General features: G+C 62.9%; 22 protein-coding genes. 6 read left to right on the plus strand and 16 right to left on the minus strand.

The annotated features are described in order from the left end of the window. The first annotated feature begins 648 nt into the window (after positions 1 to 648). Positions 649 to 2,466 carry a hypothetical protein gene (locus tag ACFVAV_RS35405; RefSeq protein ID WP_379040064.1) on the plus strand — a complete coding sequence of 606 codons (1,818 nt, stop codon included), beginning with the start codon at positions 649 to 651 and terminating at the stop codon, positions 2,464 to 2,466. Positions 2,467 to 2,624: 158 nt separating this feature from the next. On the opposite strand, the gene ACFVAV_RS35410 is transcribed toward ACFVAV_RS35405, so the two are convergent. Beyond that, positions 2,625 to 3,767, minus strand: a complete 1,143-nt coding sequence (locus ACFVAV_RS35410) for a tetratricopeptide repeat protein (protein ID WP_379040065.1) — start codon at positions 3,765 to 3,767, stop codon at positions 2,625 to 2,627. Beyond that, positions 3,764 to 4,129, minus strand: coding sequence for a hypothetical protein (locus ACFVAV_RS35415; RefSeq protein ID WP_379040066.1), 366 nt, complete (start codon positions 4,127 to 4,129; stop codon positions 3,764 to 3,766). The genes ACFVAV_RS35410 and ACFVAV_RS35415 overlap by 4 nt, the downstream gene beginning before the upstream one ends. Here ACFVAV_RS35415 and ACFVAV_RS35420 point away from each other — a divergent pair. Continuing rightward, positions 4,128 to 4,445, plus strand: coding sequence for a hypothetical protein (locus tag ACFVAV_RS35420; protein WP_379040068.1), 318 nt, complete (start codon positions 4,128 to 4,130; stop codon positions 4,443 to 4,445). The two genes, ACFVAV_RS35415 and ACFVAV_RS35420, sit on opposite strands and share 2 nt — an antisense overlap. A gap of 163 nt (positions 4,446 to 4,608) precedes the next feature. Here ACFVAV_RS35420 and ACFVAV_RS35425 read toward each other — a convergent pair whose 3' ends face one another. The 8 genes from ACFVAV_RS35425 to ACFVAV_RS35460 form a co-directional block, all read right to left on the minus strand. Continuing rightward, positions 4,609 to 4,968 carry an NAD(P)H-binding protein gene (locus tag ACFVAV_RS35425; RefSeq protein WP_379040069.1) on the minus strand — a complete coding sequence of 120 codons (360 nt, stop codon included), beginning with the start codon at positions 4,966 to 4,968 and terminating at the stop codon, positions 4,609 to 4,611. A 29-nt stretch (positions 4,969 to 4,997) separates the two neighbouring features. Continuing rightward, a complete protein-coding gene (locus ACFVAV_RS35430; RefSeq protein ID WP_379040071.1) occupies positions 4,998 to 5,270 on the minus strand; it encodes an NAD(P)H-binding protein in 273 nt (90 codons plus the stop codon). 19 nt (positions 5,271 to 5,289) lie between these two features. Then, on the minus strand, positions 5,290 to 5,439 hold the full coding sequence (locus tag ACFVAV_RS35435) for a hypothetical protein (RefSeq protein ID WP_379040072.1): 150 nt from the start codon (positions 5,437 to 5,439) through the stop codon (positions 5,290 to 5,292). A gap of 77 nt (positions 5,440 to 5,516) precedes the next feature. Beyond that, positions 5,517 to 5,831 carry a hypothetical protein gene (locus ACFVAV_RS35440; RefSeq protein ID WP_379040073.1) on the minus strand — a complete coding sequence of 105 codons (315 nt, stop codon included), beginning with the start codon at positions 5,829 to 5,831 and terminating at the stop codon, positions 5,517 to 5,519. After that, positions 5,722 to 7,014 carry an RHS repeat-associated core domain-containing protein gene (locus ACFVAV_RS35445; RefSeq protein ID WP_379040089.1) on the minus strand — a complete coding sequence of 431 codons (1,293 nt, stop codon included), beginning with the start codon at positions 7,012 to 7,014 and terminating at the stop codon, positions 5,722 to 5,724. Before ACFVAV_RS35445 ends, ACFVAV_RS35440 begins: the two co-directional genes overlap by 110 nt. 49 nt (positions 7,015 to 7,063) lie before the next feature. Further along, positions 7,064 to 7,768 carry a hypothetical protein gene (locus ACFVAV_RS35450; protein WP_379040074.1) on the minus strand — a complete coding sequence of 235 codons (705 nt, stop codon included), beginning with the start codon at positions 7,766 to 7,768 and terminating at the stop codon, positions 7,064 to 7,066. 332 nt (positions 7,769 to 8,100) lie between these two features. Next, the gene (locus tag ACFVAV_RS35455) at positions 8,101 to 8,784 is read right to left on the minus strand and encodes a hypothetical protein (protein ID WP_379040075.1); all 684 of its coding nucleotides are present in this window, start codon (positions 8,782 to 8,784) and stop codon (positions 8,101 to 8,103) included. A 221-nt stretch (positions 8,785 to 9,005) separates the two neighbouring features. After that, positions 9,006 to 9,491, minus strand: coding sequence for a hypothetical protein (locus ACFVAV_RS35460; protein ID WP_379040076.1), 486 nt, complete (start codon positions 9,489 to 9,491; stop codon positions 9,006 to 9,008). A 276-nt stretch (positions 9,492 to 9,767) separates the two neighbouring features. Here ACFVAV_RS35460 and ACFVAV_RS35465 point away from each other — a divergent pair, with 276 nt between their 5' ends. From ACFVAV_RS35465 to ACFVAV_RS35480, 4 genes are all read left to right on the plus strand, one after another. Then, positions 9,768 to 10,562 (plus strand): DUF4011 domain-containing protein, encoded by a 795-nt coding sequence (locus ACFVAV_RS35465; RefSeq protein WP_379040077.1) that lies wholly within the window; start codon positions 9,768 to 9,770, stop codon positions 10,560 to 10,562. A gap of 9 nt (positions 10,563 to 10,571) precedes the next feature. Next, a complete protein-coding gene (locus ACFVAV_RS35470; RefSeq protein WP_379040078.1) occupies positions 10,572 to 10,787 on the plus strand; it encodes a hypothetical protein in 216 nt (71 codons plus the stop codon). Between the two features lie 573 nt (positions 10,788 to 11,360). Beyond that, on the plus strand, positions 11,361 to 11,723 hold the full coding sequence (locus tag ACFVAV_RS35475) for a hypothetical protein (protein WP_379040079.1): 363 nt from the start codon (positions 11,361 to 11,363) through the stop codon (positions 11,721 to 11,723). 1,166 nt (positions 11,724 to 12,889) lie between these two features. Beyond that, positions 12,890 to 13,087 (plus strand): hypothetical protein, encoded by a 198-nt coding sequence (locus ACFVAV_RS35480; protein WP_379040080.1) that lies wholly within the window; start codon positions 12,890 to 12,892, stop codon positions 13,085 to 13,087. Between the two features lie 251 nt (positions 13,088 to 13,338). On the opposite strand, the gene ACFVAV_RS35485 is transcribed toward ACFVAV_RS35480, so the two are convergent. The 6 genes from ACFVAV_RS35485 to ACFVAV_RS35510 all read right to left on the minus strand — a co-directional run. After that, entirely contained in the window at positions 13,339 to 13,899 is a 561-nt protein-coding gene (locus tag ACFVAV_RS35485; RefSeq protein ID WP_379040081.1) for a hypothetical protein, read from the minus strand. A gap of 1,434 nt (positions 13,900 to 15,333) precedes the next feature. Further along, positions 15,334 to 16,596, minus strand: a complete 1,263-nt coding sequence (locus tag ACFVAV_RS35490; RefSeq protein WP_379040083.1) for a hypothetical protein — start codon at positions 16,594 to 16,596, stop codon at positions 15,334 to 15,336. Positions 16,597 to 16,628: 32 nt separating this feature from the next. Then, positions 16,629 to 18,197, minus strand: a complete 1,569-nt coding sequence (locus ACFVAV_RS35495) for an AAA family ATPase (protein ID WP_379040084.1) — start codon at positions 18,195 to 18,197, stop codon at positions 16,629 to 16,631. 336 nt (positions 18,198 to 18,533) lie between these two features. After that, complete coding sequence (locus ACFVAV_RS35500; RefSeq protein ID WP_379040085.1) at positions 18,534 to 18,851, minus strand: hypothetical protein; 318 nt, start codon at positions 18,849 to 18,851, stop codon at positions 18,534 to 18,536. Positions 18,852 to 19,215: 364 nt separating this feature from the next. Further along, positions 19,216 to 19,338 carry a hypothetical protein gene (locus tag ACFVAV_RS35505; RefSeq protein ID WP_379040087.1) on the minus strand — a complete coding sequence of 41 codons (123 nt, stop codon included), beginning with the start codon at positions 19,336 to 19,338 and terminating at the stop codon, positions 19,216 to 19,218. A gap of 2,741 nt (positions 19,339 to 22,079) precedes the next feature. Then, positions 22,080 to 22,485, minus strand: a 406-nt coding sequence (locus tag ACFVAV_RS35510; RefSeq protein WP_379040088.1) for a hypothetical protein, incomplete at its 5' end; no start/stop codon positions are given.

Below are 22,485 nucleotides of genomic sequence, written 5' to 3' on the forward strand. Positions count from 1 at the left end.
GGTCGGCGGCAGAGGCCCGTGGGAAACGTGGGCGCATGACGTATCGAGAATTGATGGCGAGCCCAAGATCGTTGCCGACAGCTCCTGCGGCGAGGTCGATAGGGCTATCGACGTGATCGATACACGCGGAATGCACAGGCGATGAACGCGCCGGCAGCGGCTAGCACCGCCGCGTCCGCATGTCCGCCGAGAACCAGGACAATCACTGCAGTGATCACTGCAAGGAAGGCGATGAGGTCCATGGCCATGACCATCGTGGGGTGTCCACCACCAGTTGCGGTGGGGTGAGGCCGATTACGAGTGAGGTTGAGGCGGCGGACAGGACGCCCGTTCGCCGCGCTGGAGTCTTCCGACGGAGGTGAGGTCTGCGAGATCATGGGGTGGGTCCCTTTCCAGGTGGCCTTGCTGGCCCGGTGGCCTCGCGACGTCGCCTTCCAAGTTTCGATGCGAGCCCCGGGGCGGTCCCGTCAGCGCGGAAGCCGCACGCCGATTGTGGCGATGCGAAAACTTCTCCGCCAACCCCGAGAATATTCGCTGACCTGCGTTAACGCTTCTCTCGCAACGGTTTGCGTAATCTCGCCGACGGCAGATGAACAGCGATTACCGTATGGGATGAGACAACCGCGCCCCCGCCTGAAAGATCATCCCGTGCCAGCGCCGCGCAAACGACCCGCTCCCCGGGTTCCCAAACCCGTCGCCGAGGTCTGCAACGCCGTCATCGACCTGCTCGAACGCGCCTCCATCACCAACGAACAGTTCCTTGTCCGACGGCCGGACCTGGGCATGAACTCGAAATCCATGTCCCGGCACCTGCTCGGACAGGCCCGTCCCGCTCCGGCACTAGTCGAGGCGGTCGTCACGGTAGTGGCGACTGAACTGGGTGCCGATCCTGAGGCGCTCTACGACGAGTTTCCGCAGCTGCGTCGCCACACCGGACGAGTCGAGCTTCTCGCCGGGGCCGATAAACACATCGGGACCCGCCCGCTACCGATGGTGAACAGACAGCTCGGCGATGATGAGTGGCGACAGCGGACCGCATGGTGGTGGTCTTTGATTCTCGACGGGCGTGAATTCGAGGCGGCGATTGCCCTTGATGGCTTGTTCGGCGGTGACTCCGATGCTGAGGACCGCGCCGTATCGCTGCTTGCACTACGTGACCCAGGAGCCGTCGCAGCGTTGCTTCGCGCGGTCGAACAAACCCACGGTCTCGACCGAGCTCAGAATTTGCTCGCCGCAGCGGAATCCGTCGGTATGGGTGCTTCGACAGCTGTCACGGAGATCCCCAACTCTTACCTGCCGGACGTGTCGAGACCGTGGGAAACCAGTGATGCGCGCCTGCTCGACAGATCACCGGAACAGTTGATCAGCCGACGCTTGACCGCGCTGTTGCGACGTGGTGAGAAGAAGCAGGCGTGTGCGGAGATGGCAGCCTTGACCGAATCTGTTGGTGTCGACACCGCCGATGTGATGGCTGTGATGGCCAACGACCTCGACGCTGATGCGGCGGGGGAACTGCTGACAGCGATGATCAGCGGTGATGACATTGATGCCGCCGTGGTGATCCTGTGCGCAGTATTCGCAAACGCTCGTTCGAGTGGGCGTTCTTTGACCACAATGGTCCTACTGAGCGGCCTGCTCCCGGAGCACCTCGGAACGGTACTGGATATCCTCATCGACCGGTCACGCCAGACGAGCGATCCCGCCGCCGACAGGGAGTTGCGTGACCTGCTCGCCTTCACCACCAACAGGCTGTTGGTCACCTCGCTGACACAGAAATGGGTCGGCTCCCACGACTCCGGCGGTCTCGCTTACGTGTTTGAGCTGCTGTTGGAAGACCAGGAATCGGAACCACTGCTGACAGGAGTGGACCCAGGCAGTGCGGCGCAGTTCCTCGCGATGACGGTCGCCCAGCTCGAAAGCAGCGCGCCGGCCGACCGCGATCGCTTGATGCGGGCTGTCATCAGGGTGATCGAGCCGCATATCGTTTCCTACCTGGTAGAGATGGATCCGCGGCTGGCTGCGCAGCTATTGCAGCTGGCTCTGACGCAGCCAACGAGTAACGTGCGCACTTTTCTACCCGACTCCTGCGGTGGACCTGAGGCCATGGCGCGACTCGTCCTCGCCGCTGATCCCGAACATCGTGTGGGACTGCTGTCGACTGTGGTTGATGGCAACGACCGCACCCAACCCATCTGGCACGCGATAGTCCGCGCCAACGAATCCACTGCCCGCGAAATCATGGTGTCCGCCATCGATGTCGATCCGGCCCTGGCCGTGAAGCTGGCGCAGGTCGTGTACCAGGGCAACCACGTCCCTGCATGGCGTGACGCTGCCGAATGTATCGAGAAGCGAGACCTGGATACCGCCCGCAAAATCGTAAGTCAGGCGTTGTTCAGCAGGCAGCCTCGCGGCTTCATCTCGCACGTGCTGTCTCGGCTGGCTGGCGATACAAGTCGACGCCGATAAACGCCGCGCGATCCTGGCACCTCACGCCCAAGGGGAATCCCTGCGCGAAACCTCGCACGGTGTCGGAGTCAGCCTGGCCGTTGTGCACGGCGAAGTGTGAAGGCCGCCCGAGAGACCGAAACCACCGAGTTTGCCCGATAAACCGAGCGTGGCTCCAGCTACTGAGGTTCGGCCTTGGCGGTATCGCCACGCTCTTTGAGGAGGACACCGAGGTTGTACGTCGCGCCGGAGTGGCCGGTGTCGGCGGCTTTGCGCCACCAGGTTTCGGCGTTGTCGAGGTCATCCCGCTGATAGAGCAGGATGCCGAGGTGGTACATCGCGTCGGGGTGGCCAGTGTCGGCGGCTTTGCGCCACCAGTGTTCGGCGTCGTCAAGCTTCCCGCGTTGTTCGAGCAGGTAGCCGAGGTGGTTCATGGCGTTGGTGTGGTCGGCGTCGGCGGCTTTGCGCCACCAGTGTTCGGCGTCGTCAAGGTTCCCGCGTTGTTCGAGCAGGATCCCGAGGTGGTTCATGGCGTCGGTGCGGCCGGCGGCGGCGGCTTTGCGATACACGGTTTCGGCGGCGAGCTCTCCGCGCTGTTCGATCGGGTGCTCCCGAGTGCCCAGGAGCTTGAGTTCGCCGGCGGTGTCGATGGTGCGTCGCCGGGGCCGGGGGTGTCCATGGTCGATGAGGTGTTGTTCGGTGCGGTGATAGAGCTCGTCGAGAGTGAGATCGCCAGTGTTTGCCGCAGCCAGTAGCGCGCCGGTGAAGGCGGTGTTGCGGTGACCGAGAGGAGCGAAGGAAGTTTCGTTGGCAGCGGAGGAGGTGATGGTGTAGGTGCCCTGGATGCTGGTTACTCCAGTGATCACGCTGGTGGTGTCGCTCATCGCTTCGAACGCGCGACCGGAGTAGCAGCAGTCCAGGATCAGGATGCGGGCAGTGGCAGGGGACTCGAGGATCTCCTCACGCAGCATCTGGAACGGCACCGAGGTCCAGGAGGGGCGTGCCGGGTCTGTCCCGGTCAAAGTCAGATGGAGACGACCTCGGGAGTCGAGAACCCCGTGCCCGGTGTAGTAGACGAGCAGGACATCAGTGGCTTCACCAGCGGCTTGGGCGACGGCGTGCCCGATCTGCGCGCCATTGACCGGGTCGGGCAGAGCAACACAGTGTTCGGGGGCGAAAGCCCCACCGGCGGAAGTCAACACTTCGCCCAGGTCGGTGAGGTTGTTGAGCGCGGTGGGGATCGCGGCAAGGTCGGGGTGGGTGTAGGTGGCGGTGCCGATGAGGACTGCACGCGAACCCGGTCGTCGGGATGGTGTGGTCACTGTGGGGTTTCCGTGTCGCCGAGCAGCTTATGGATCTCGCGGACGAGTTCGGGTGCTTTGATGGATTCGGCGTCGAGCTCGAGTTCAATGCCCTTGCGTTTCAACGTGAGCTTGACCTGGGACCGGCGAGTCTTCAACCAGCCGCTCAATGACATGGCCAGAGCGGGCCCGAGTCCGCCGGCGCCGACCAACACGATCAGGACGTCGTAGACGTCGCCCATCTGACCTTCGCGAGGCTGTGAGGTGGGGAGGGTGACCCGGCCACGTAGCGCGTCGTCGTTGCGGAACCACTCCAGCAGCCGGAACAGCTCGTCGGAGTCTCCGCTGGTCCGAATCGTCAACTGGCCGTCGAGGTCTGTCATGAGACCATCTTGCCCGACCCGAAGGAAACGGTCAGGCGAAGCCCGCGCAGGGTACGACCATGACCCGTGCTCGTCTCGGCGGTTGGAGCTGGCCGACCTCTACATCGACGACGGTGCGCGCGTACAGGTTCCACCGAGCTGGTCGCTGGCCGACCACGATGCCGAGCAGCTGCTGCATGCCGCCGCCGACTCCGGTCTGGAGGGCATCGTCAGCAAGCGGATCGACTCGATCTACGAGCCCGGGCGCCGCTCGTCGGCCTGGATCATTCTCTGCACCACGCAAGTCGGCACACCGTCTTCGTGTTCGGTGGATTGAACGGTGCTGGCAGATCAACCATTCTGTGTTCACTCCGGCGAACAGGCCAGAACGTTGGCCCAGGAGAAGCCACTGCCGCGAGACCACTCTGGGCCTGAAATATCCAGTGCTGCTTGTGGTCCCGCAGCGTTCGTGCTCGCCTCTTTCTAATCTTTGGCTTGGGTCAGCCGCGGGCGTTCCACACCAGCGGTGCCTGGCGGACCCAGGTGTTCTGTTCGACGGCGTCGAGCATGAAGTCGGCCAGGGCGGTGCGGTTGATCCGCGTGGCCGGCTTACCGGTGCCGCGTTCAGCCGCGTGCACGGGATTGGTGGTCGGCTTGTCGCTGAGGGCGACGGCGCGGACGAGGGTCCAGTCGGCGCCGGAGGAGCGGACGGCCTGGTCGACTCCATCGTGGTCGGTGAATCCGGCATCGAGGTTGGACATCTTGATGATCGCCTTCATCAGGGGGCTGAGATGACTCCAGTCGTCGCCCGCTCCTTGAGTGGAGGCCAGCACGATCCGGCGAATGTTGTTTTCGCCCATCATAGTAAGGGTGTCGTAGACGGCGTCGGTCATGAAGTTGGGTGGGCTGATCGGTTTGGCCCAGGGGTTGTCGGAGGCGCGGGCATTGTTGAGCACGCTGTCACGGCGTCGGCGCCCCGGGCCGCCTCGCGGATGTCGTCGATGTTGGCGGGCGTGCCCTGAATCAGCTCGACGCCGGGCGGCGCCTGGACGGCATCGGGGTTGCGCACCAATGCGCGCACGCAGTGGCCACGGGCGGCGGCCTGCTGGAGCACGCGGATTCCGGTGCGGCCGCTGCCACCGAGAACGAGCAGGCTGGTCATGGAAGTCTCCTGGTACCGGTCAGGCGGCGTGCACGGGGGCGATGGTGGTGGCGAGGCTGCGGGCCTTGTCTTGGGCAGCGGTCATCGATGCTCCGTGCATCGGCAGCAGTGCGGCCAGTGCCGGTGCGTGCGGTGCCATGGTCAGCTCGGGCCCTGGGACGAAACCCACCCGATCACCCCCGCCGCGAGAACCTGGTCGTCCGAATTCAAGCCGCGGCTGGCTTTCGCTGGAGGACGCGTTCGCGGCTACGGTGTACCCAAGAGTTCTGTTACAGCATTCCAAATCAGGTTCGAGTATTTGGAAACCTCGATGCGATCCGCTCCTTGGTCGACAGCGCGCTTGATCTGCCATTCGGAGAATTGTGGAGCAAACCACAATAGGCGGACGAAGTCTGAGTGGAGTCGTTCGCCTTCGGGTATCTCGATGGAATGGAGGAGCTCCAGGTATGCGTCACCCAATTCGGGTACGAATTTGCCGTCGCGGAGGTTGCCGAGGTATCCGCGTTCTGGGTCCCAGGCTGTGTCGAGTGCTTCCAGGACTTCGGGTGAGTCGTATTTCATTGCCAGAATCCAATGATCGCTTCGGGTGGGACGTGTTGATAGATGAGGACTTCTTGGTCTTTTCGTGCGTAGAAGTCCAATCGGCCCTTTCCTGGAATCCGCCGGATACGTCGGTGAAGCTGGCGACTCGTGACAGGTCGATGGCGACGATACCATTTACACCGTTGTACTTGGAGAACGCTGTCTCGGGTAGCTTGCTTGTGGAGATCCACGGTGAATCCTGTTTACCGGCAACGTGACTCAGAGGTGTGACACCCAGGGCGTCGGGGTCGCGGGCGAAAGCCCGAGTGCCGGGTATTCGCCGGGAGACAGTGCTCGGAAGACGATCCCTGGTGCGGGAGGTTCGTCTGCCATGGAGCAGTCGGGGATATCGGCGTGTCAGACCGAGTGGGTCGATCCATCGGGTCGGGTTGTCGGGGTAGGCGTGTGGGTTCGGCGATGGCGCCAACCCGAGCGGGTCGCTGGTGAGGAAGCGTCCGGTGCCGGGGTCGTAGTAGCGCTGAAAGTTGTAGTGCAGCCCAGACTCTGCATCGAATACCTGTCCCGGCAGGCGAAGCGAGATCGCATCGCCTCCGGTCGCGAGTTTGCCCCACAGGTCGGCTGCGTATGTGGCCTGCACGGTGGCGGTCGCTGGGTCGATAGTCGCGACCGGGGCACCGGCTTGGTCGGTGATGACCGCGGCGCCGGGATCGTTGTTTCTGGCCACCAGTGCGGGGGAGTGGGAGTCCGGTAGGTAGTGCCATCGTTCGGTGTGACCGGACGTTGTTTGTTCAACCGGGTAGTGGGTGTCGTAGGTGTAGTCGGCGTGTGTGGCCGGTTGCCAGGCTGTGCCGTCGTGGAGGAACTGTGTCTTGCGGCAGCGTCGGCCCTGGCCGTCGTAGGTGTAGCGCCACCACACGCCGTCGGGTGTGTAGAGGCCGGTGAGTTGGTCGAAGGCGTTGTAGCGGTAGTGCCATACGTCGGGTTTGTGGGAGATGCGGGTGGTGACTTTGCGGATGAGGCGGCCCGCGGGGTCGTAGTAGTAGTGGTTGCGGCCGTCGCGAACCAGGAGATTGTTGTGGTACTCGCGGCGGCTTGCGGAGTCCTCGGGTAGCTGTTCACCGGGGCTGGCCGGGAAACTCGAGGTGATGTTGCTGAGCGGGTCGTACTCATAGGCTTCGGCGACGGCGTTGTTATGGGTGATCGTGTTGACCCGCCGGAATACCGGTCACAAAGAGGGCTAGCAGATGTACTCAGCATGGCCGCGCAACTTCTACAGCGGCAATGGGGGCCGCGGTCTCGTCGCTGTTGAAAGGGGCCGCCAATGCGACGATCTGATATTCGGTAGTGCCGCACGGCAGCCTTGCCGTGGGAGGCACGCCGACGTTGACGATCACGAAGCTGCTCGCGTTGGCTGCATGACTGCCGATATTGATGCCTTGGGCTGTATCGATGTTGTCGCTCAGCAGCGTTCCATCTGGGTGGTTGCCGTTGTAGATCATGGAAGTGTTTGGAACGGTACGCAACCCATCGGGCAGCCGTAGTTGGACAATGACGTCGTCCGTCTGCTTGGGAGATATGTTCTTGTACTGCAGCCGCACTGTCACGGTCGTAGGCGTGACGGACGCAAGGAATTTCGGTACGAAACACTCTTCCTCGACACCTGACTTCCGGATCGATAGAGCTGCCCCAGTGTCGAGGGTCTTTGTCAGCCCATGAGTCGGACACCCCATTTGACCTTTCGCCTTCGGTGGCAGAGTGGATTCCTCGACTGGCTGAGCTATGAGAGTGTTGTTGGTGACCGTGTTGTTGGTGACTGCTTTGTCGTCGTTGTCGACAACTTGAACGACCGCCACAGACAGAGCGAGTATTGCCACCGGAAACCCGAAAACCGTTGCGGCGGCAACTGTCTTTTTGTGGGTGATCGTCTGCCAGGCCTGGCCGAGCCACGCAGTCATTAGGATCCTTCCTGGCGTCGAAAACCATGAGTCTTCTAAACCGAACCGCCATCGCAGTGCGGGCGTAGGAATCAGAGGAACATGGCTTGGTTGAACTGGGCGAAGATTGGCTGCCGCTCGGTCGGTCGTGTACGGCCGATGCCAATACTGCGGTCTTTCATTTGGATCGAAGAGGGTTCAGCTGCTCTGGTGTTCCTTGGAAGTGATGCCCATGCCAGATGTAGAGTTGGCTCACTACCACACTGGCCTCGGTAACTAATGCTGCTCGCTCGGACCGATTGAGTGTCGTATCTATTCGTGGTGTGTCGATCTGGAAGTGGTCGACGTTTCTGCTATTTCATTTGGCTAGGGTGACGTAAGGGGGCGTTCGGATCCGGAGTGCCGACGCGGAAGGGTGTTCCGTGGTCGTCGATGACTTTCGTGCCGGAGTGAGTGCCGTCGGTCCATCCGATGTGTACCCGGTAGGAGATTGTGTCGGTACTGCGTTTGTTGACGATGATCAGCAGGAGTTCTGGGTCGGTGGAGCTGACTCGATAGGGGAACTGCAGGGGTGTGGTGTTGGTTTCCGATCCCCAGGTCTGGTCGGGGTCGCGGTTGGAACGCACTATCTTCGGGGGATCGGTGTCCAGGTCGACTTCGGCGAGTCGTCCGACGGTGGAAGAGCCGCATTGACCGCTGACGAGTGTTCCCTTCACCGGTCCTGGTGTGCGGTCAACGATTTCGGTGTCGAGGCTGGTGATGGTTACTGGCGTCGGTCCGGTTCCCTGCAGGCTGAGCTGAACGCGACCTGACCTGTTGTCGCCACCCATGGGGATTGATTCGACGCCACCGTGTTCGCGGATCCACCGCGCGTAGTCGGTTTGCGGTCTCGGTGGCTGTCCGAGCTCGGTGGCAGGTTTGTCGAAGATGTAGGTGCCACACCAGCCGTTGACGGCAGTCACCGCCTCGACGGCCAACACTTCTGTCGCGCTGTCCGCTTCAGGCCACGTCAGAACCGTGACGGTAACAGCGAGCACGGCAGTGACACCCAGTGCGGTCAGGACCCATCGTGACCGCGGCCGATCGACGAAGGCGCGTGCAGATGAGAGCGTGTTTTGTGCTTGCGTGGGTGGGGGAGTGGTGGGTGCACCGTGGTAGTACTGGCCTCCGATGACGGTGACGTGGGTCAGGTCTCGATCGACGGAGACGTGTCGGTAGGTGGAGGGAGCGGCAATGGTTGGCGCGGTTGGTCCCTCGGTCAGGGCCGCGCTTGTGGAGGGTGGGGCGGCGCCTGGGTGGCGGTGACGTCACCGATCCTGAATGCGCCGTCGACGACGACCTCCTCGGCGATCACGCCGCTGGCACCGGTGGCGGTGACCTTGCCGATTTCCAGCTCGCCGGCCTTGACGCGTGTCAGCTTCACGCCGACGACCTCGGCGACCTGGGGCACGTGCTGGTGGATCGCTAGCCAGAGTCGCTGCGCTGCGACCTCGAGTTCGTCGTCGGTGGCCGCGCCGGCCTCGGCGAGTTCGGCGGCCAATACGTTTTGACGTGCTGGTACCTGGGGGCGTTCTTCGACGACGTCGATGTCGACGGTCGAGTACTTACGGGCGATCACCGCTTTGAGGCCCTGGTAGGCGTCGGTGACGGCTAGCTTGGCGCCGTCGCTCAATCCGGCGACCACGCCTGTAGACAGGGCAGTCGCTCCCGCCGCCACCGCGGACGCCACAATCGTCGGATCCACCTGTCGAAACCTTCCGCTCGAAGCAACGGCTACCAGATCGATGTGGAAAGAACCTAGCGCGAATACCAGGGCGCTGCAGCCCGTTTCGCGGCGTTCGGACCCGGACTACGGCGTTGCCGGAATCTTCGGTCCGCCTGAACAAACAGGCTGGTCGGTGTCATTTTCTACGGGTTGAGCATGTGCTGTGGTTCGGCCATACTGTCCGACTGGGGATTTCGCCCCGGGGGCTGCAGGGGTGGTTCGACGCAGTCTGGTTCCTCTGGAGAGGTGCTGTCGATGACAAGCAAGGTGGCGGGGCTCGAGGACGTACTGGAAGCCAAGGCGGAGGTGTGGGCGAAAGAGCTTTTTCAACTCGATGCCCGAAACACACTGTTGAACTTCAAGCTGACGAAGACGATCTCGCTGGATCTCGGACAGTGCCCTGATCCTGTTGCACAGCAGCTGATCTCAGGCGAGGAGGTGCGGCTAGGTCAGCTGTTTGCCAACCAGCTGGAGTACAAGGACGCCTGCACCCGCACTCGCAACGTCGTGCGCAGGATCCGCGGGTTCAGCGAGGAACAAGGTGTCGATGTGGGACGCCTGGTCCTGGGCCGGGTATCCACCGATGGGAGCAGGCGAGGCGGCGCACGAGCGCCGATCGCGTTGCGAGCGCCGTTGCTGTGGTATCCGATCGAAATCCGGGCCCGCACCGCAGCCGAGAACGACTTCACCCTCCAGGTTCCGGGGGAACCCGAGTTGAACCCGGTACTGGTCCATTGCTTGGAGCGTGAATACGGTGTGCAGCTGGCTCTCGACGCTCTGATCCGGGAGGATGTCGGCCCTGGCGGTGCAGGGTTGACCACGCGTGTGTTCGGTGTGATCGTTGCGGCCGCAGCGCAGCAGGGAGTAGCCCTCAAGCTCACTCCACTGCTCGTGGTCGGCACTTGCAACTACGCGAAACTGCCGATGGTCGACGACTTGATGTCGGCGGCGCCCTTGCTGGCTCAACACCCGCTGATCGTCGTGCTCGCCGGCGGTCCGATCGACGACTTGGACTCCAGCGCTGTCGGCAGCAGCTATGCGCCGGTCTAGCCCGACACGGTGCCGGCACACAACGACTACCTGGTGTTGGATGCCGATTCCTCCCAATACGGGTCAGTGGCAACAGCTCTGGCTGACCAACACGTGATTGTCGACGGGCCGCCGGGGACAGGGAAGAGTCAGATGATCGCCAACGTGATTGCGGCCGGCACCGCGGCGGGACTGGTTGGACCAGCCGGCATGGACGAGCAGGATCTCTTGCGGGTCCCTTCTTGACCGTCAGGAGACACCCTGCTGCTTTCCGAAGGTTCCGGCCTGCCGCGATGGTTCCGTATAGGCGGCGTTCCGCGCCGTAGGGCGTCGAACAGCTCGACATCGTCGTCTCGGAGTTCCAGAGCGTTTGACTCGCATACCAGAACGAGCTTGGTGCCTTCCGGCAGCGCAAGCCGTCATAGCAGTGTCCGTGTACGGCTGGACGTTGAGCTGGGCTTCGGATCACGCGTCGCGAAGACGAAGTAGGCCACCAGACCCTGGTCATCGCGAGCCAGAACATCAGGGCTGCGAACAAGAAACGGGTGGTCCGGATAGAAACGTAAGCTCGGCCATGAAGATCCGCAATAGCTAGACACTCCGGCATACCGACACGCCGGGCACCTGCGCGGATTGCACACGGCGGTTACTGGTTTCAAGTGGGACGCGTCGCGGCCAGGTCGGTGGCGGTGTCGAGGTAGCCGTTTCGGCACCGGATTCTCGTCCAATCGGCCTTCAGCCCTTTGGCCGAAACCTGCACCGCGGCAGCTTGAGTGCTGCGATGCTGTGTTATCGCGATGCGTGAGAAAACGAGGAGTCATGAACTCAGAGAAGGCGCTCAGTGGCGGGGCCGTCACGGGATGGCTTGCGGGCGTGGCGATCGCCTCGCTCGGCCTTGCATTTCTCGCACGATGGCTATACGGATTCCCGATCCTGCCAGCGTGGCTAGTCGCTTTCCTGATCTACCCGCTGATCGGTCACCTGGTGGTCCGATTGTGTCTCTTTCTGGCAGCCATCGACTCGAGGATCTACAAATCGTCCGAAGGCCGCGAGTTCAATGAGGACGACCCAGCAGAACGAGCTTTGATGCTGGTACTGTGGCCGATCCTGCTCGTAGCAGTGCTGGTAATCGTCGTGCGAATAGTTGCCTGGGCATTCTTCCGCCTATTCAATTGGCAGTGACGGCATCGCGCGAGGAGACTCGGTAGCGTGGGGGTCCAGCACCGCCGACCCGGCACGTGCGTTGTGGCCCTGCGCGACCAGGTCGTCGGTGTCGTAGAGATCGGGGCGACCGCGGCCGATCGGGCCGACACCGACTAGACGCAGCACGGGCATAAGGATCCTCCACGGGGCAGCGCTGAGTGACCGTGATCGCGCCAGGCGCGGCCGACGACTGACCGTGGCGCCCCGTCGTTCTCCCGGCAGTAGCCGCGCATTCACGTTCAGCGCCCATCGGCCACGCTGATCGGCGAGGTCTGGGTCGACTACATCGTTGACCTCGAGGAGGTCGAAACCACCCGTCGGACGTCCGTGACGGCGGCCCAGAATTCAGCTGCCCATCGCCCCATCCCGCGCCGCACGTCGGCCGGGTCCCAGCTCGACGCTCCAAACAGCCGTCCGATCACCGGCCGTGCCTACGCAATAGCCCCGGTCCCACCCCGCCAAGGTCAGCTCCTTCTGCGGGTCGACACGAGGTCAACATCGGCACGCTCTGGCGATCGTCGGCCCCGCACCCGCGGGGATGGTCCGGTGAGACCGCGGATCGAGTGATCCATGCACCGGTCGGCCCCGCACTAGCGGGGATGGGCTCGGTCGCGTTGAGCGAGGCGACCAGGGCCTGGAGTGCTCCCCACGCGAGCGGGGATGAGCCCGAGCGTGTTGTTCTTGGCGTTGTCGACCATCGGTGCTCCCCGCGCGAGCGGGGATGAGCCCGGCGGCGTCGCGCCGCACCTGCACCTGGAGATGTGCTCCCCGCGCGAGCGGGGATGAGCCTCGTTCGCCCAAGGCGCGGACAGGGCCTATACCGTGTTCCCCGCGCGAGCGGGGATGAGCCCATCTTCGGGCGCCACGCCCGCCACACCTTCGCGTGCTCCCCGCGCGAGCAGGGATGAGCCCTACGGCGCACAGTTCGGGCTGGTGCCGGATCGGTGCTCCCCGCGCGAGCGGGGATGAGCCTGTGGTGGCTGTTCGAGTGGAGGCCGAGTTCGCGTGCGAAGTGTCTTCGAGAACGCACATCTGTCCTCAGGCTATGGTTTCGGTGATGCTCTCGTCGTCTTGCTGGCGACCCGAGGGGCCGCAGTGGTCTACCCCGCCTCACCGTCCGGCTCCTGTGGGTGGTGGCTCGAACTGTGGGGCTGACCATCCTGGCAGAACGCGACGTCGATCCAGAGGCCTTCTACGACCTGGCCGGCGCCTACAGTCTCGCCAGCCGGATCGCGACGGCCGCTTTGACCAACACGGACAAGGCGATTCACGACGCGACCTTGATGAGCGGAAACGACAACAGCGGTACACTCTGGGCCAGGGATACTGGGCCTCGGGTATAGAAGCTCTTGTCACGTCCGGCAAAGCGACCGATGTCCTGGCCAAAGATGGCCGCACTGATCCGCCAGCGCGGTGCCAATCACGACCGGTCCGAGAACGTCGAGGACTACAACATCGGCAAACAGCTGCCGGGATCCGATCCGGAGCGGAATCCTACCGTCGGCCGTTGTCGTAAGCTGCCGACGCGCTTGCCGACCTGGCTACGGGCGTCTCTAGTCGCATCGGGTCGGTTCGATCGATTGATATCCCGAGGTTAGCCAGTTGGTGGACGCGGGCCGATCTTGCCTTCAAGGATCTCGTATTCGCCGGGGTAGAGCCCGCGGCCGCGCGGCCTGTCCTCAGGTATTTCGACTTGGAAGTGGCTGGCACGGACCGCCTTCCGGCGATACTTTCCAGCAAAGAAGATCATCACAGAGCCGCCGCGACCGGACTTGCCGCCCGCAAGGCTTTCACGGCCGGCGTTGAAGGTCTCCTCAATATCGCGGCCGTCGTTCCCGACAGTGATCGAGCCATCGTGATGCAGGATCACGAACGTTCCGTTGTCTGCAGCGATCGTGGCCGCCTCGGCGCTACCGAGGGATGGGTCCGTCGTAGCGACAAAGTGCGGTTGTTGGCGAGCGCCTGTAGGTGCCGCCACCTGAAGTTCACGTCCGACTCCGATCCGTACGAACTCGCCCAACGCATTGTGCCGACCCGATTCGAGGATCTCCCACAGATGGAAGCGAGACCAGACCTTCACCCGTCCGTCATAGAAGATGGAGACGCGATCGGCTGTCCCGTTGCTGACCAAGTACCTATCAGGATTCGGCGCCATACCCACAGCCTGCCAGCATCACCACGGAACTGAAGCTCTTACTGCGGCTTTCGACGTATCTCTTCGGCTTGCAGTTGCTGCTGTCGAACCGCGCGCCAACGCCGATGGCCTGGACTCCCTGACGTCGATCGCAGGCGGTTGACGGTACGACGATGTACTGGTGGTCATCTCCAAGCGTCGGCTGTGCTCGGAGTGTTCGATGGACATGAATTGGCTGTGCGGGGCCACGATGCTGGCCTTGAATCACCGTGACCGTGCCCGGTTTTCAGGCCGCTCAGCAAGCCGCTCCGAGGGGCATTGCCAGCCAACATCTCGCTTCAACCTCCGGGAACGCTGGCTGCCGCTTCGCCAACTGACCGCGACTGTCGGGACAAGCCCTTCTTAAGGTGTCCTGCGATGACACCGCAATTCAACGAAGCCAAACAAGGTTCGTGCGCCATGCCAGGGTGGCCTGCCCGCTGCCATCACGCTATGCCAGTAGGCGTTAGAGCTCCGATCATCCGCCTGCTATCACCTCGCGCAACGGATTGCCGGCGGTGGAGTTCTGTCAAATCTGCGAGCAGTCGTCGGTAGCCGGACGTATGCTCCGAGTTAGAGCAACGTGCAACTGTGGGGAGGTGGCGGTGTCGCTGGACGATTGGTATGCGAATCGGGCCCACCGGCATGACCGGGATCCGGGGTTCGACCCGGTCAACGACGATATTCGTGACCCGTTCGAGTTCGGTGCGGTTCATGAGATCCGCAAGCCCGCACGGGAACAGGCACGTGGCCAACGACGCTCTGGACGAAGCAGATCTTCTGGTCGCACGTCGGCGTCTACTGCAGGTCGGGGTTCGACGGGTAGGCGTAGTCGAGACTCGGTGAAGAGGCTGTCGGCGAAGCACAAGAAGCAGTGGGAGTCGTTCGCTGGCGTTTGGTATGCGAGAAATGCTGGTGGTTCGTCGCATGCCTGTTGGGAAGCGGCCCAGGTTGCGGGCCTGGTGTATGTCACCAAGAGCATGGCGGCCGAGCAACGGCTCCGAATTGCTCAGTCGCAGCGAAAACGCCCGGTCGATCCGACAGTCACGTCGAGGTCCACCGTTGAGGCGGTAGTCGCTGACATAGCTCGCCTGAATCCGGTTGCTTCTCTGCGCACTTATCAGCAGGCCTTGCTCGATGCAGGTCACCCGCTTCTTGATCGGGCAGCGATCGAAGCCGTCTTCCAGCGGCTTGCGGCGCGGAGTGCCAGCAAACGCGTGACGTCAGCGAGCCCGCCGGCACCGCGATCGACGAGGCAGCGCGCGAAGGATCGCGTGCAACCTGGCCGAGGCTCGGACGTGGTACTCAGGTCGGCGGTTGTAGTCGCTGAACAAGATCGTTGCCCATCTTGCGACGTCGTGCCCGACAGGGCTTCAGGAGCTTGCCGCTGCGGATAGGACTTGGCAGCAGGATTTGTCAGCGCTGCACATGGTGGGGTGGACGCCGAACCAGCTGCTGTAGTGCTGCAACGCAGCCGTCTTCGGTGACCGGCAGGCGTTGGAATCTGACTGGGTGGCCGATGGTGGTGGTCCATGGGCCGAGTCTTTCTGCTCGCGAGGTAGTGGCTTGTCCGGGGAATTCGACGTAGGCCAGCATGCCCAGCGGGAGGGGTGCACTGGTGTGGGTGCCCAGGTAGGCGTTGATCTGGTAGAGATCTTCACGAATGACACCGACAGGGTCGATCAGGCGCTTGTACTTGGCGTCGACGATTGCCCACGGGTGATGCAGTGGGCCGATGACGAGGTCGGGGTAGAGCCGTCCCAGTTTGCGGGCGGGGTTGTCGATGGCGCGCAGGAGTGCGCCCGAGTTGGTGAGCCGGGTGCCGTGAGTGACGTGTGCTGAGCCGAAAGCGCGGCGGGCGCAGTGCAGGACGAATAGTTCCCATAGTTCGGCGACGTCGATGAGGAGCCCGCTGTCGGTGTGGTCGGCGGCGTTGGCGAGCAGGCCGCGATGGCGTGCGATGCGCCATGACAGTTCGGCGGCGCCACGGTAGGGCAGCGTTATCGGGGTGTATCGGACGCGGGCGAGACTGTGTTGGGTGGGGAGGGCGGGCCGGCTGCCGACGGCGGCTTTGAGTTGCGGCAGCAGTTCATCGATACGTTGCCCACGCCACCCTGTGCGGTGCAGCGCGCGATCGAGCACACGGTCGGCGAGCACGATCGTCGAAGCGACTAGGTTGTCGAGTTGTTTGGGCCGGCTCGTCGAGACCACATTGGGGCTGCGCGTCGACCTCAACGTCAGTGTTGCCGGTAGGTCCAAACGGCCACGTACGTGGGGTGATACGTGACGCACTGGTGCACGGAGTGCCGGTGGCCCGTGGCGTGCGGCGCTGGTGACGGTGGCGCGCCAGGCGGCGGTGAGGAGTTCAGCGACGAAACCGGGGGAGTGGGCGTGTTCGGCCGAATCGGGCACGATGCGCACGTTCAATGCCGCACCTGCCCATGCTGCGATCGTCTCGATGCCCAGCCGGGGTCGGATCTCGAGGATGCGGCCGTCGCGGTAGATCTCGCCGATATAGCGTCCGGCCCGCCATATTCCGTCTGGTCCGCACTGCACGACCGGTTCGGGAGTACTCGCAGCGACCGATTGTCCGAAATCGACTACGTATTCACTGGTTGTGGTGTCCTGGGCCAGCTCTTCGAGCCACCGGCGCTCGTCCTCGGACGGGTTGGTGTCCAAGGGCGCAAGGTCTCGGAAGACGATCCTGTCGGTCATGGACGGCCGAGGAATGCTTCGGCGAAGCGGTTGATTTCGTCGGTCCGCAAGTCTGATCCCGCGAGGTATTGGTGCAACAGCGGCTCCAGTGATCGTTGCCACAGGTCGGTCAGCGGAGGCTGAGGGTTGCCTCGACTGTTCCACAAGTACGTGCTGTTGGGAGGTCGGTTTCTGCGGCCTTCTGTCCAGGTGCCGACGAAGAAGGTGATGTCGGCGAAGTAGGTGTGGCCGATCTGGTAGTGGCGGCCCAGCTCGGCAGAGTTCTCGATCTCGGCGTTGAGCGCTTCTGCCCGGTCGGCCAGGGTGTGGACTTGTTCGATCGCGGCCTCGTCGAGACCGAAACGTGCGGCGATGTCTTCGGTCCAGCGGGTGGTGATGATCTCGATCAGTGCGTCTCGATCGAAAGGGCATTCGCGCCACAGGAAGCGGCGGCGCAGGGCAAAGTCCAGGCTTTCCACCGAGTGATCGATCTCGTTCATCGTGGCGATCACATACAGGTCCTCGGGGATCACCAGGACATCCGGTTGTTGGCCCTCGTCGAAACCTGGCAGTTGGACCGGTTTGCCGCGCTGGTCTCGTTCGAGCAGGCTGAAGGCCTCGCCCAGCATCTCCGAGACGTTGGTGCGGTTGATCTCGTCGAGTATCAGAACTCCGGGCAGTGGTGCCAGCCCGTCTGGGTGGTTCTGGGCCTCGAGCTGAGTGACTACCCAGGGCAGGTATCCAGGGCGGTATCGGGTGACATTGCCCTCGAGGCGCAGACCGCGAATGAACTGCTCGTAGCCGATCCCGGGATGTAGCTGCAGTCGAAACACGTTGTCCTCGACGGCTTTGTCCAGCGCTTGGGCGTGGGTGAAGTACTGTTTAGCTCCCCACCGCTTCATTGCTTCCTGTCGGATGAGGGTTTCGGCGAGCTTGCCGGCCTGCCAGGTCTTGCTTGTTCCGGGCGGGCCGTAGAGCACCAGCTGCTTCTTCCACAGCAGGGTCTCGATATCGGCTACCCCGTCGCTCGATCCAGAGGATGTGGTGCCCCATACAGCGTGTAACGGCTGGTGATAGAAGTCGATGGAGCTGCGACCGTCGTGGGTGTTGCCGGCGGGCAGAAAGGTTTGTAGCCGTTGGCGAATCGCGAAGAGGCGTTCGTCGACGTCAGCGGGTGCGTCGGCGGGAAGGAAGCCGGCGAACGCCTTGGCGATCTGGCGTTTGTGTGTTCCGCTGGAGATCCGCTCGAACTCGTCGGGGCACAGCAGATGTAGAAGGATGTGCCGCATCTCGTTGGTCGACCATCGCGTCGCGTCGGCGAAGTCTCTGAGTTGCCAGTGGTTTTCGAGCAGTTCGTTCCGGTGGTCGAGGGGTTGCTGTTTAAGTCGGAGTGCGAACTCGATGAAGTAGCCGAGCTGCAGGTCGCGCCGGAGATTGAACCGCATCCCGGGATCGCCGATCCCTTCGCCGAGCGCGGCATCCACCGAGGCGGGCAGGCTGACTCCCGAGCCTTGAATGGTGCGTTCGATCGTTCGGCGTTTGCCTGCGGCGGTCATGGCGCTCGAGAACAGCAGATGCACGAGCATGGCTTCGGCGGTGAGTAGCCGCACCTCGACCGTTGCGGTGGCGAGCTGTTCGTCGAGCTTGGTGAAGAACCGGCCGCCGGCAGCCTCGCCAGCGAGGGGGTTGTCGTTGAAGAGCCGGTGTAGTTCCTGCAGTCGGTCTACCGACCACAGGTCGGGGAAGTCCGCGAAGACGAGAGGCTCGTCGCCGAGCAGGCACTGAGACTTCCACCGCTGCACTGTCTGATCGATCTGTCCGCGTTGATGCTCGGTGTACCGGGCCACCACACCTCCTGAAGCGCCTGGTTACTGACCTACTCGTCGTCGAAAATCCTAGAGCGGCAGTGTCGCCGGGCCTGGTCAGGACCCGGATTCGGCGAAGGCTTTCGAATACTCGGCGTTCAGGCTGGGCTTGACGTCACCGGTGACTCGGAGCAGAACCCGGCCGCGAACATGGTGGTACTCGGTTCCCAGGATCGGGCTGGCCTGCTGCAGCGTGGCGATGTAGTTCGCACGCTGCTGTGCGGCTTCTGGCGTAGGCCAGACCTCTACCATCGCTCCGCAATCACTGCCGAGGTCGGGGCACGTCGTCGTGGAGTCATAGAGGACTGCAGCATCGACATAGCCATTCGGGCGACCGATGAGATTGTTCGGATCATTGTTCTCGGTGATCGTCACCAGCCTGGTGATCGTGGGGATGCGGTTCTGGAGCTGTTCAGCGACAACCGTAGCGCTGGGTTGAGAGTTCAAATCCGTAGCGCTGGTCGAGGTAGTCAGATGAGCCGGGGGCGTTGCTGCGGTCTGCTCGCTGGAACATGCGGTGACTGTGAGGGGGACGGCGAAGGCCAAGCCCACCACGAGAATGCGTAGATGTACGAAGATTGCAGACTCCTCGGGACGCGCGCACTACTGCGCGATTGCTCTGATCATTTCACGTTGAGGAAGCAGTGAATCACTCGCCGTTCGAACAGCTACCCAAACCGCCCGAACATCTTCGGCCGCCCCGCACAAGACCGGCCGTGTCGCGATCGCCCGCTGGCTCTCAGCCGAGGAGTTTGTACAGGCGGACCAGCTCGGTGGCGGTCGCCCTGGCGTTGTCGCAGCCGCCACCGGTGGTGTTGATCCGGATCAGCTCGATGTTGATGTCGGGGCTTGGGTCGCGCAACCGGCGAGGCCGATCACGATCAATATCGCCATGGTGGCCATGCGGACAGGCCTCATCGCTTCCCCTCGAACTGGATCTATGTCGCTTCCGTCGCCTGGACGGCACCCGATCCGTCTAGGAGCTGATCTTGATTCGACCGAAACCGTCGGGGGTGAATGGGGAGTTGTCAACGGCCGCCCGAACTGCCTGGTGCCCACCGCACCCGTTGACGGGGCGACACCCGCGGCCGACACCACCGCGGTGCTCTCGCGGATCGAGCCCACCCGTTTCGCGCGAAGTGCGCAGATCCTTGGAGGGCTCAACCGAGCAACGCTGCCACCTTCGTCACCAGTTCGATCACCGGTGTGCCCGCCTCAGTCACCGTCATGACAGCCGAGAGAAGGCCGTCCATCGCTCGGCGCAACCGCGCGCGATTCCGCTTGGGCGAGATGGCTTCCTCGGTCAGCTTCTGGAGGTCATACGCGCAGTGTCCGCGTCGGATACGACAAGTTGAGAAGGCAACGTCTGCTCCGCAGATCTGTTGGGCGACAGCTAGATCGAGCCCGACGCGCTGGTTGGCACGTGCGCTCGCAGCTGCTGTCGACGACTTCCTGTGACCTGGGCACGGCCGTGGCGGGTTCGGAAGACCCGGATGTGGCCGTCGGATTGGGCGACGGGATCACCTTGAGACGCAATCGATCTCGTGCTGCGATGGCAGACCTGCGGTCGGCTGCGTCAGGAGAGGCCGAAGGTGCCTGACTTGAGATGCCGAAAGATTGCACGTATGCGATGGGCGCTGGTTCGAGACCTCGTCTGCCTCGTATTCGCGGTGACGGTCCCGCCAGGTTCTCCAGTGTTGTGCCCCATGCTCTTCGGTACTCGCATCCAAGGTCTCACCAGGGTCAACGGTGCCTCGGATGGCTGTGGCTGCCGATGTTCTGATGTCGACCGTGGGTTGCGGTGGCTGGCGAACACCGTATGGACGCGATGCTTCACTCGTTTGCGTGGAGAAGTGCGTGACGTAGGGTCCTCTTCGCGGCATGGCCGCCCGAGGAGGTGAGGAACGATCGTGCCGAAGGCTCTGTCGTTGACGCCTGTGGGGCTGGAACCACCGACAACCTGACGCAGATGCGGACCTTCGGTGACGCGAGGAAGGCAGTTGAACCAAGGCTATTTTGAGCCGTTCCCGGGTCCCGCTGACGCTACGGTGAGATGGAGGGTTAGGCGCGGGATGCAGTCGCCAGGCTATCGAGGAGACTGATCGAAAGTGAATGAGATTTCGCTGTTTGGCCTGTAAATATGCAGGTCAGTTAGTGTGCTCCCCGCGCGAGCGGGGATGAGCCCGCCGACGAACGCCAGGAAGCGGTCCGGCTGATGTGCTCCCCGTGCGAGCGGGGATGAGCCCATCGGCCCGACAATCGGCATGTCGGCCAGCCGTGCTCCCCGCGCGAGCGGGGATGAGTTCTTGACCGGCGTTGTCAACTACTGCGGCATCGGGTGCTATGCCTTCCAGCGGGGGCGAGTTCCGGCTCGGGTGGAGTGCATGCCTGAACGCCGGAGGCTCCTCATAGCGATAGCCGAGCCGTCGATGGCGGGGCCGGTCCAGCCGTCCGGGAAGTCCTGCAAATCGTCAGCGTTGCGGGATCGAGTCGCGGTGCTGGAGCACTGTCGTGGCCGAGTGGGGATATGGGGCGCGGTGGGGCCCTTGGCTGTGGTCGAGGGCCGGGGCTATGAACCGTCGTGCGCATCGCCCAGATTCGTTGTCCGCCAGTAGGCAAGGGAGGGGGAGCTCCGGAGCCCCACAGAAACCCCACAGTTTTGACCGGAATCGTTGCTGATTTATGAGAACTGTTGAGCACAGTCGTTTCGCGAAAGATGTTGTTGCTAGGTAGTATTGGGCAATACCGAGCATGTTACAGAGAACTGGAACGCTCGCCAGGTGGTCGCAGGTTCAAATCCTGTCAGCCCGACAGTGAAAACCCCCTCTGACCTGGGTCGGAGGGGGTTTTCTCGTACCCGGAGATTTGACGTGGTTTGTCGATTTCTCACAGAAACCCCACACTTTCGAATCTGATCGCTCGTCCAGCATGCGCTTTGTGCCCGCGCGGACCCACCGGCTTCGACAGCCTGTGTCGGTGGGTCCGAGGGGCGTCGACGGTTCCTCGCGATCAAACGGTGTTGATGGACTGCTGTCCGAGCCGCTCCGGTAGCAGTTGAGCGCGGCTCCCAGATCCAAAGATTTGCTGCACCTGAAGTGAATGCCGCCTCACGATGTGGCGGGCTGTGCGAACGGGTCCGCTCGATCGGGGAACCAGTCGAGGCAGGCCGAAGCGCCATGAGAATCCAGAGCGTGGCGAGTCCACGGATGATGGCACGTATGTGTACGGGCTGCCTGGACCGGTAGATGGATCGGGCATGGATGTTCTGCGCGGTCAAGGTGAATCGCTCATCTCACGGCTACATGAGGCCGGGGTCGGGGCCGAGGTGCGGCGCTGCGACAACCTGACCCCATGGTTTCGCGAGCACACTGACCGACCCGCAGGCCCGGTCTGCGACGGTGGAGTACGCCCGTGCGGAGGCAACCCTTGCTCGCCCCGCCGATCCGGTCCTGACGAGGGCCAGCTGATCAACCGACCCTGTACTGCATTGGTGAGCGGTCGTGGCTGGGGGCGTGGTTTGAGTGCCCGATCCTGGGAGAAATCGTAGAAAGTAGGGGTGGACCACGAAGATGCCCAGGTCAGCGGTGACATAGGCCTTGTCGGTCATGAAGTCGGCACGGCGTTTCCGCAGGTTCCCAAGGTTGCCTGACTCTTCCCATAACTTCCCTGTTTCCGCAGGTAGATGGCTATCTGGTAGTCCTGAAGCCACCCGTCCGTTCCCATGAGTTCCTGCCCGATCCCGTCTGCAAATCGTAGAAAAATCGTAGAAACATGCGCTATGGGGCCGGTTACGCATGATCGGGATGATGGGATCGATGTACACCAGTGTCCGGACTTCAGGCATGGGCGAGAACAAGGAAGCCCGTCGCTGCGGTGGCCAAAGCAGCGACCTTGGACCAGCCGCTCCAGCCGATGAAGCTGAACAGGGAGCGACGGATCGATCAGTTGCGGCATCTTGGTCTCAAGGGGTGACTGCATCACCACGTGGATGATCATGTCGGCGTGGAGG

The organism is Nocardia sp. NPDC057663 (genome assembly GCF_042799895.1).
In the GTDB taxonomy this organism is placed as follows: domain Bacteria; phylum Actinomycetota; class Actinomycetes; order Mycobacteriales; family Mycobacteriaceae; genus Nocardia.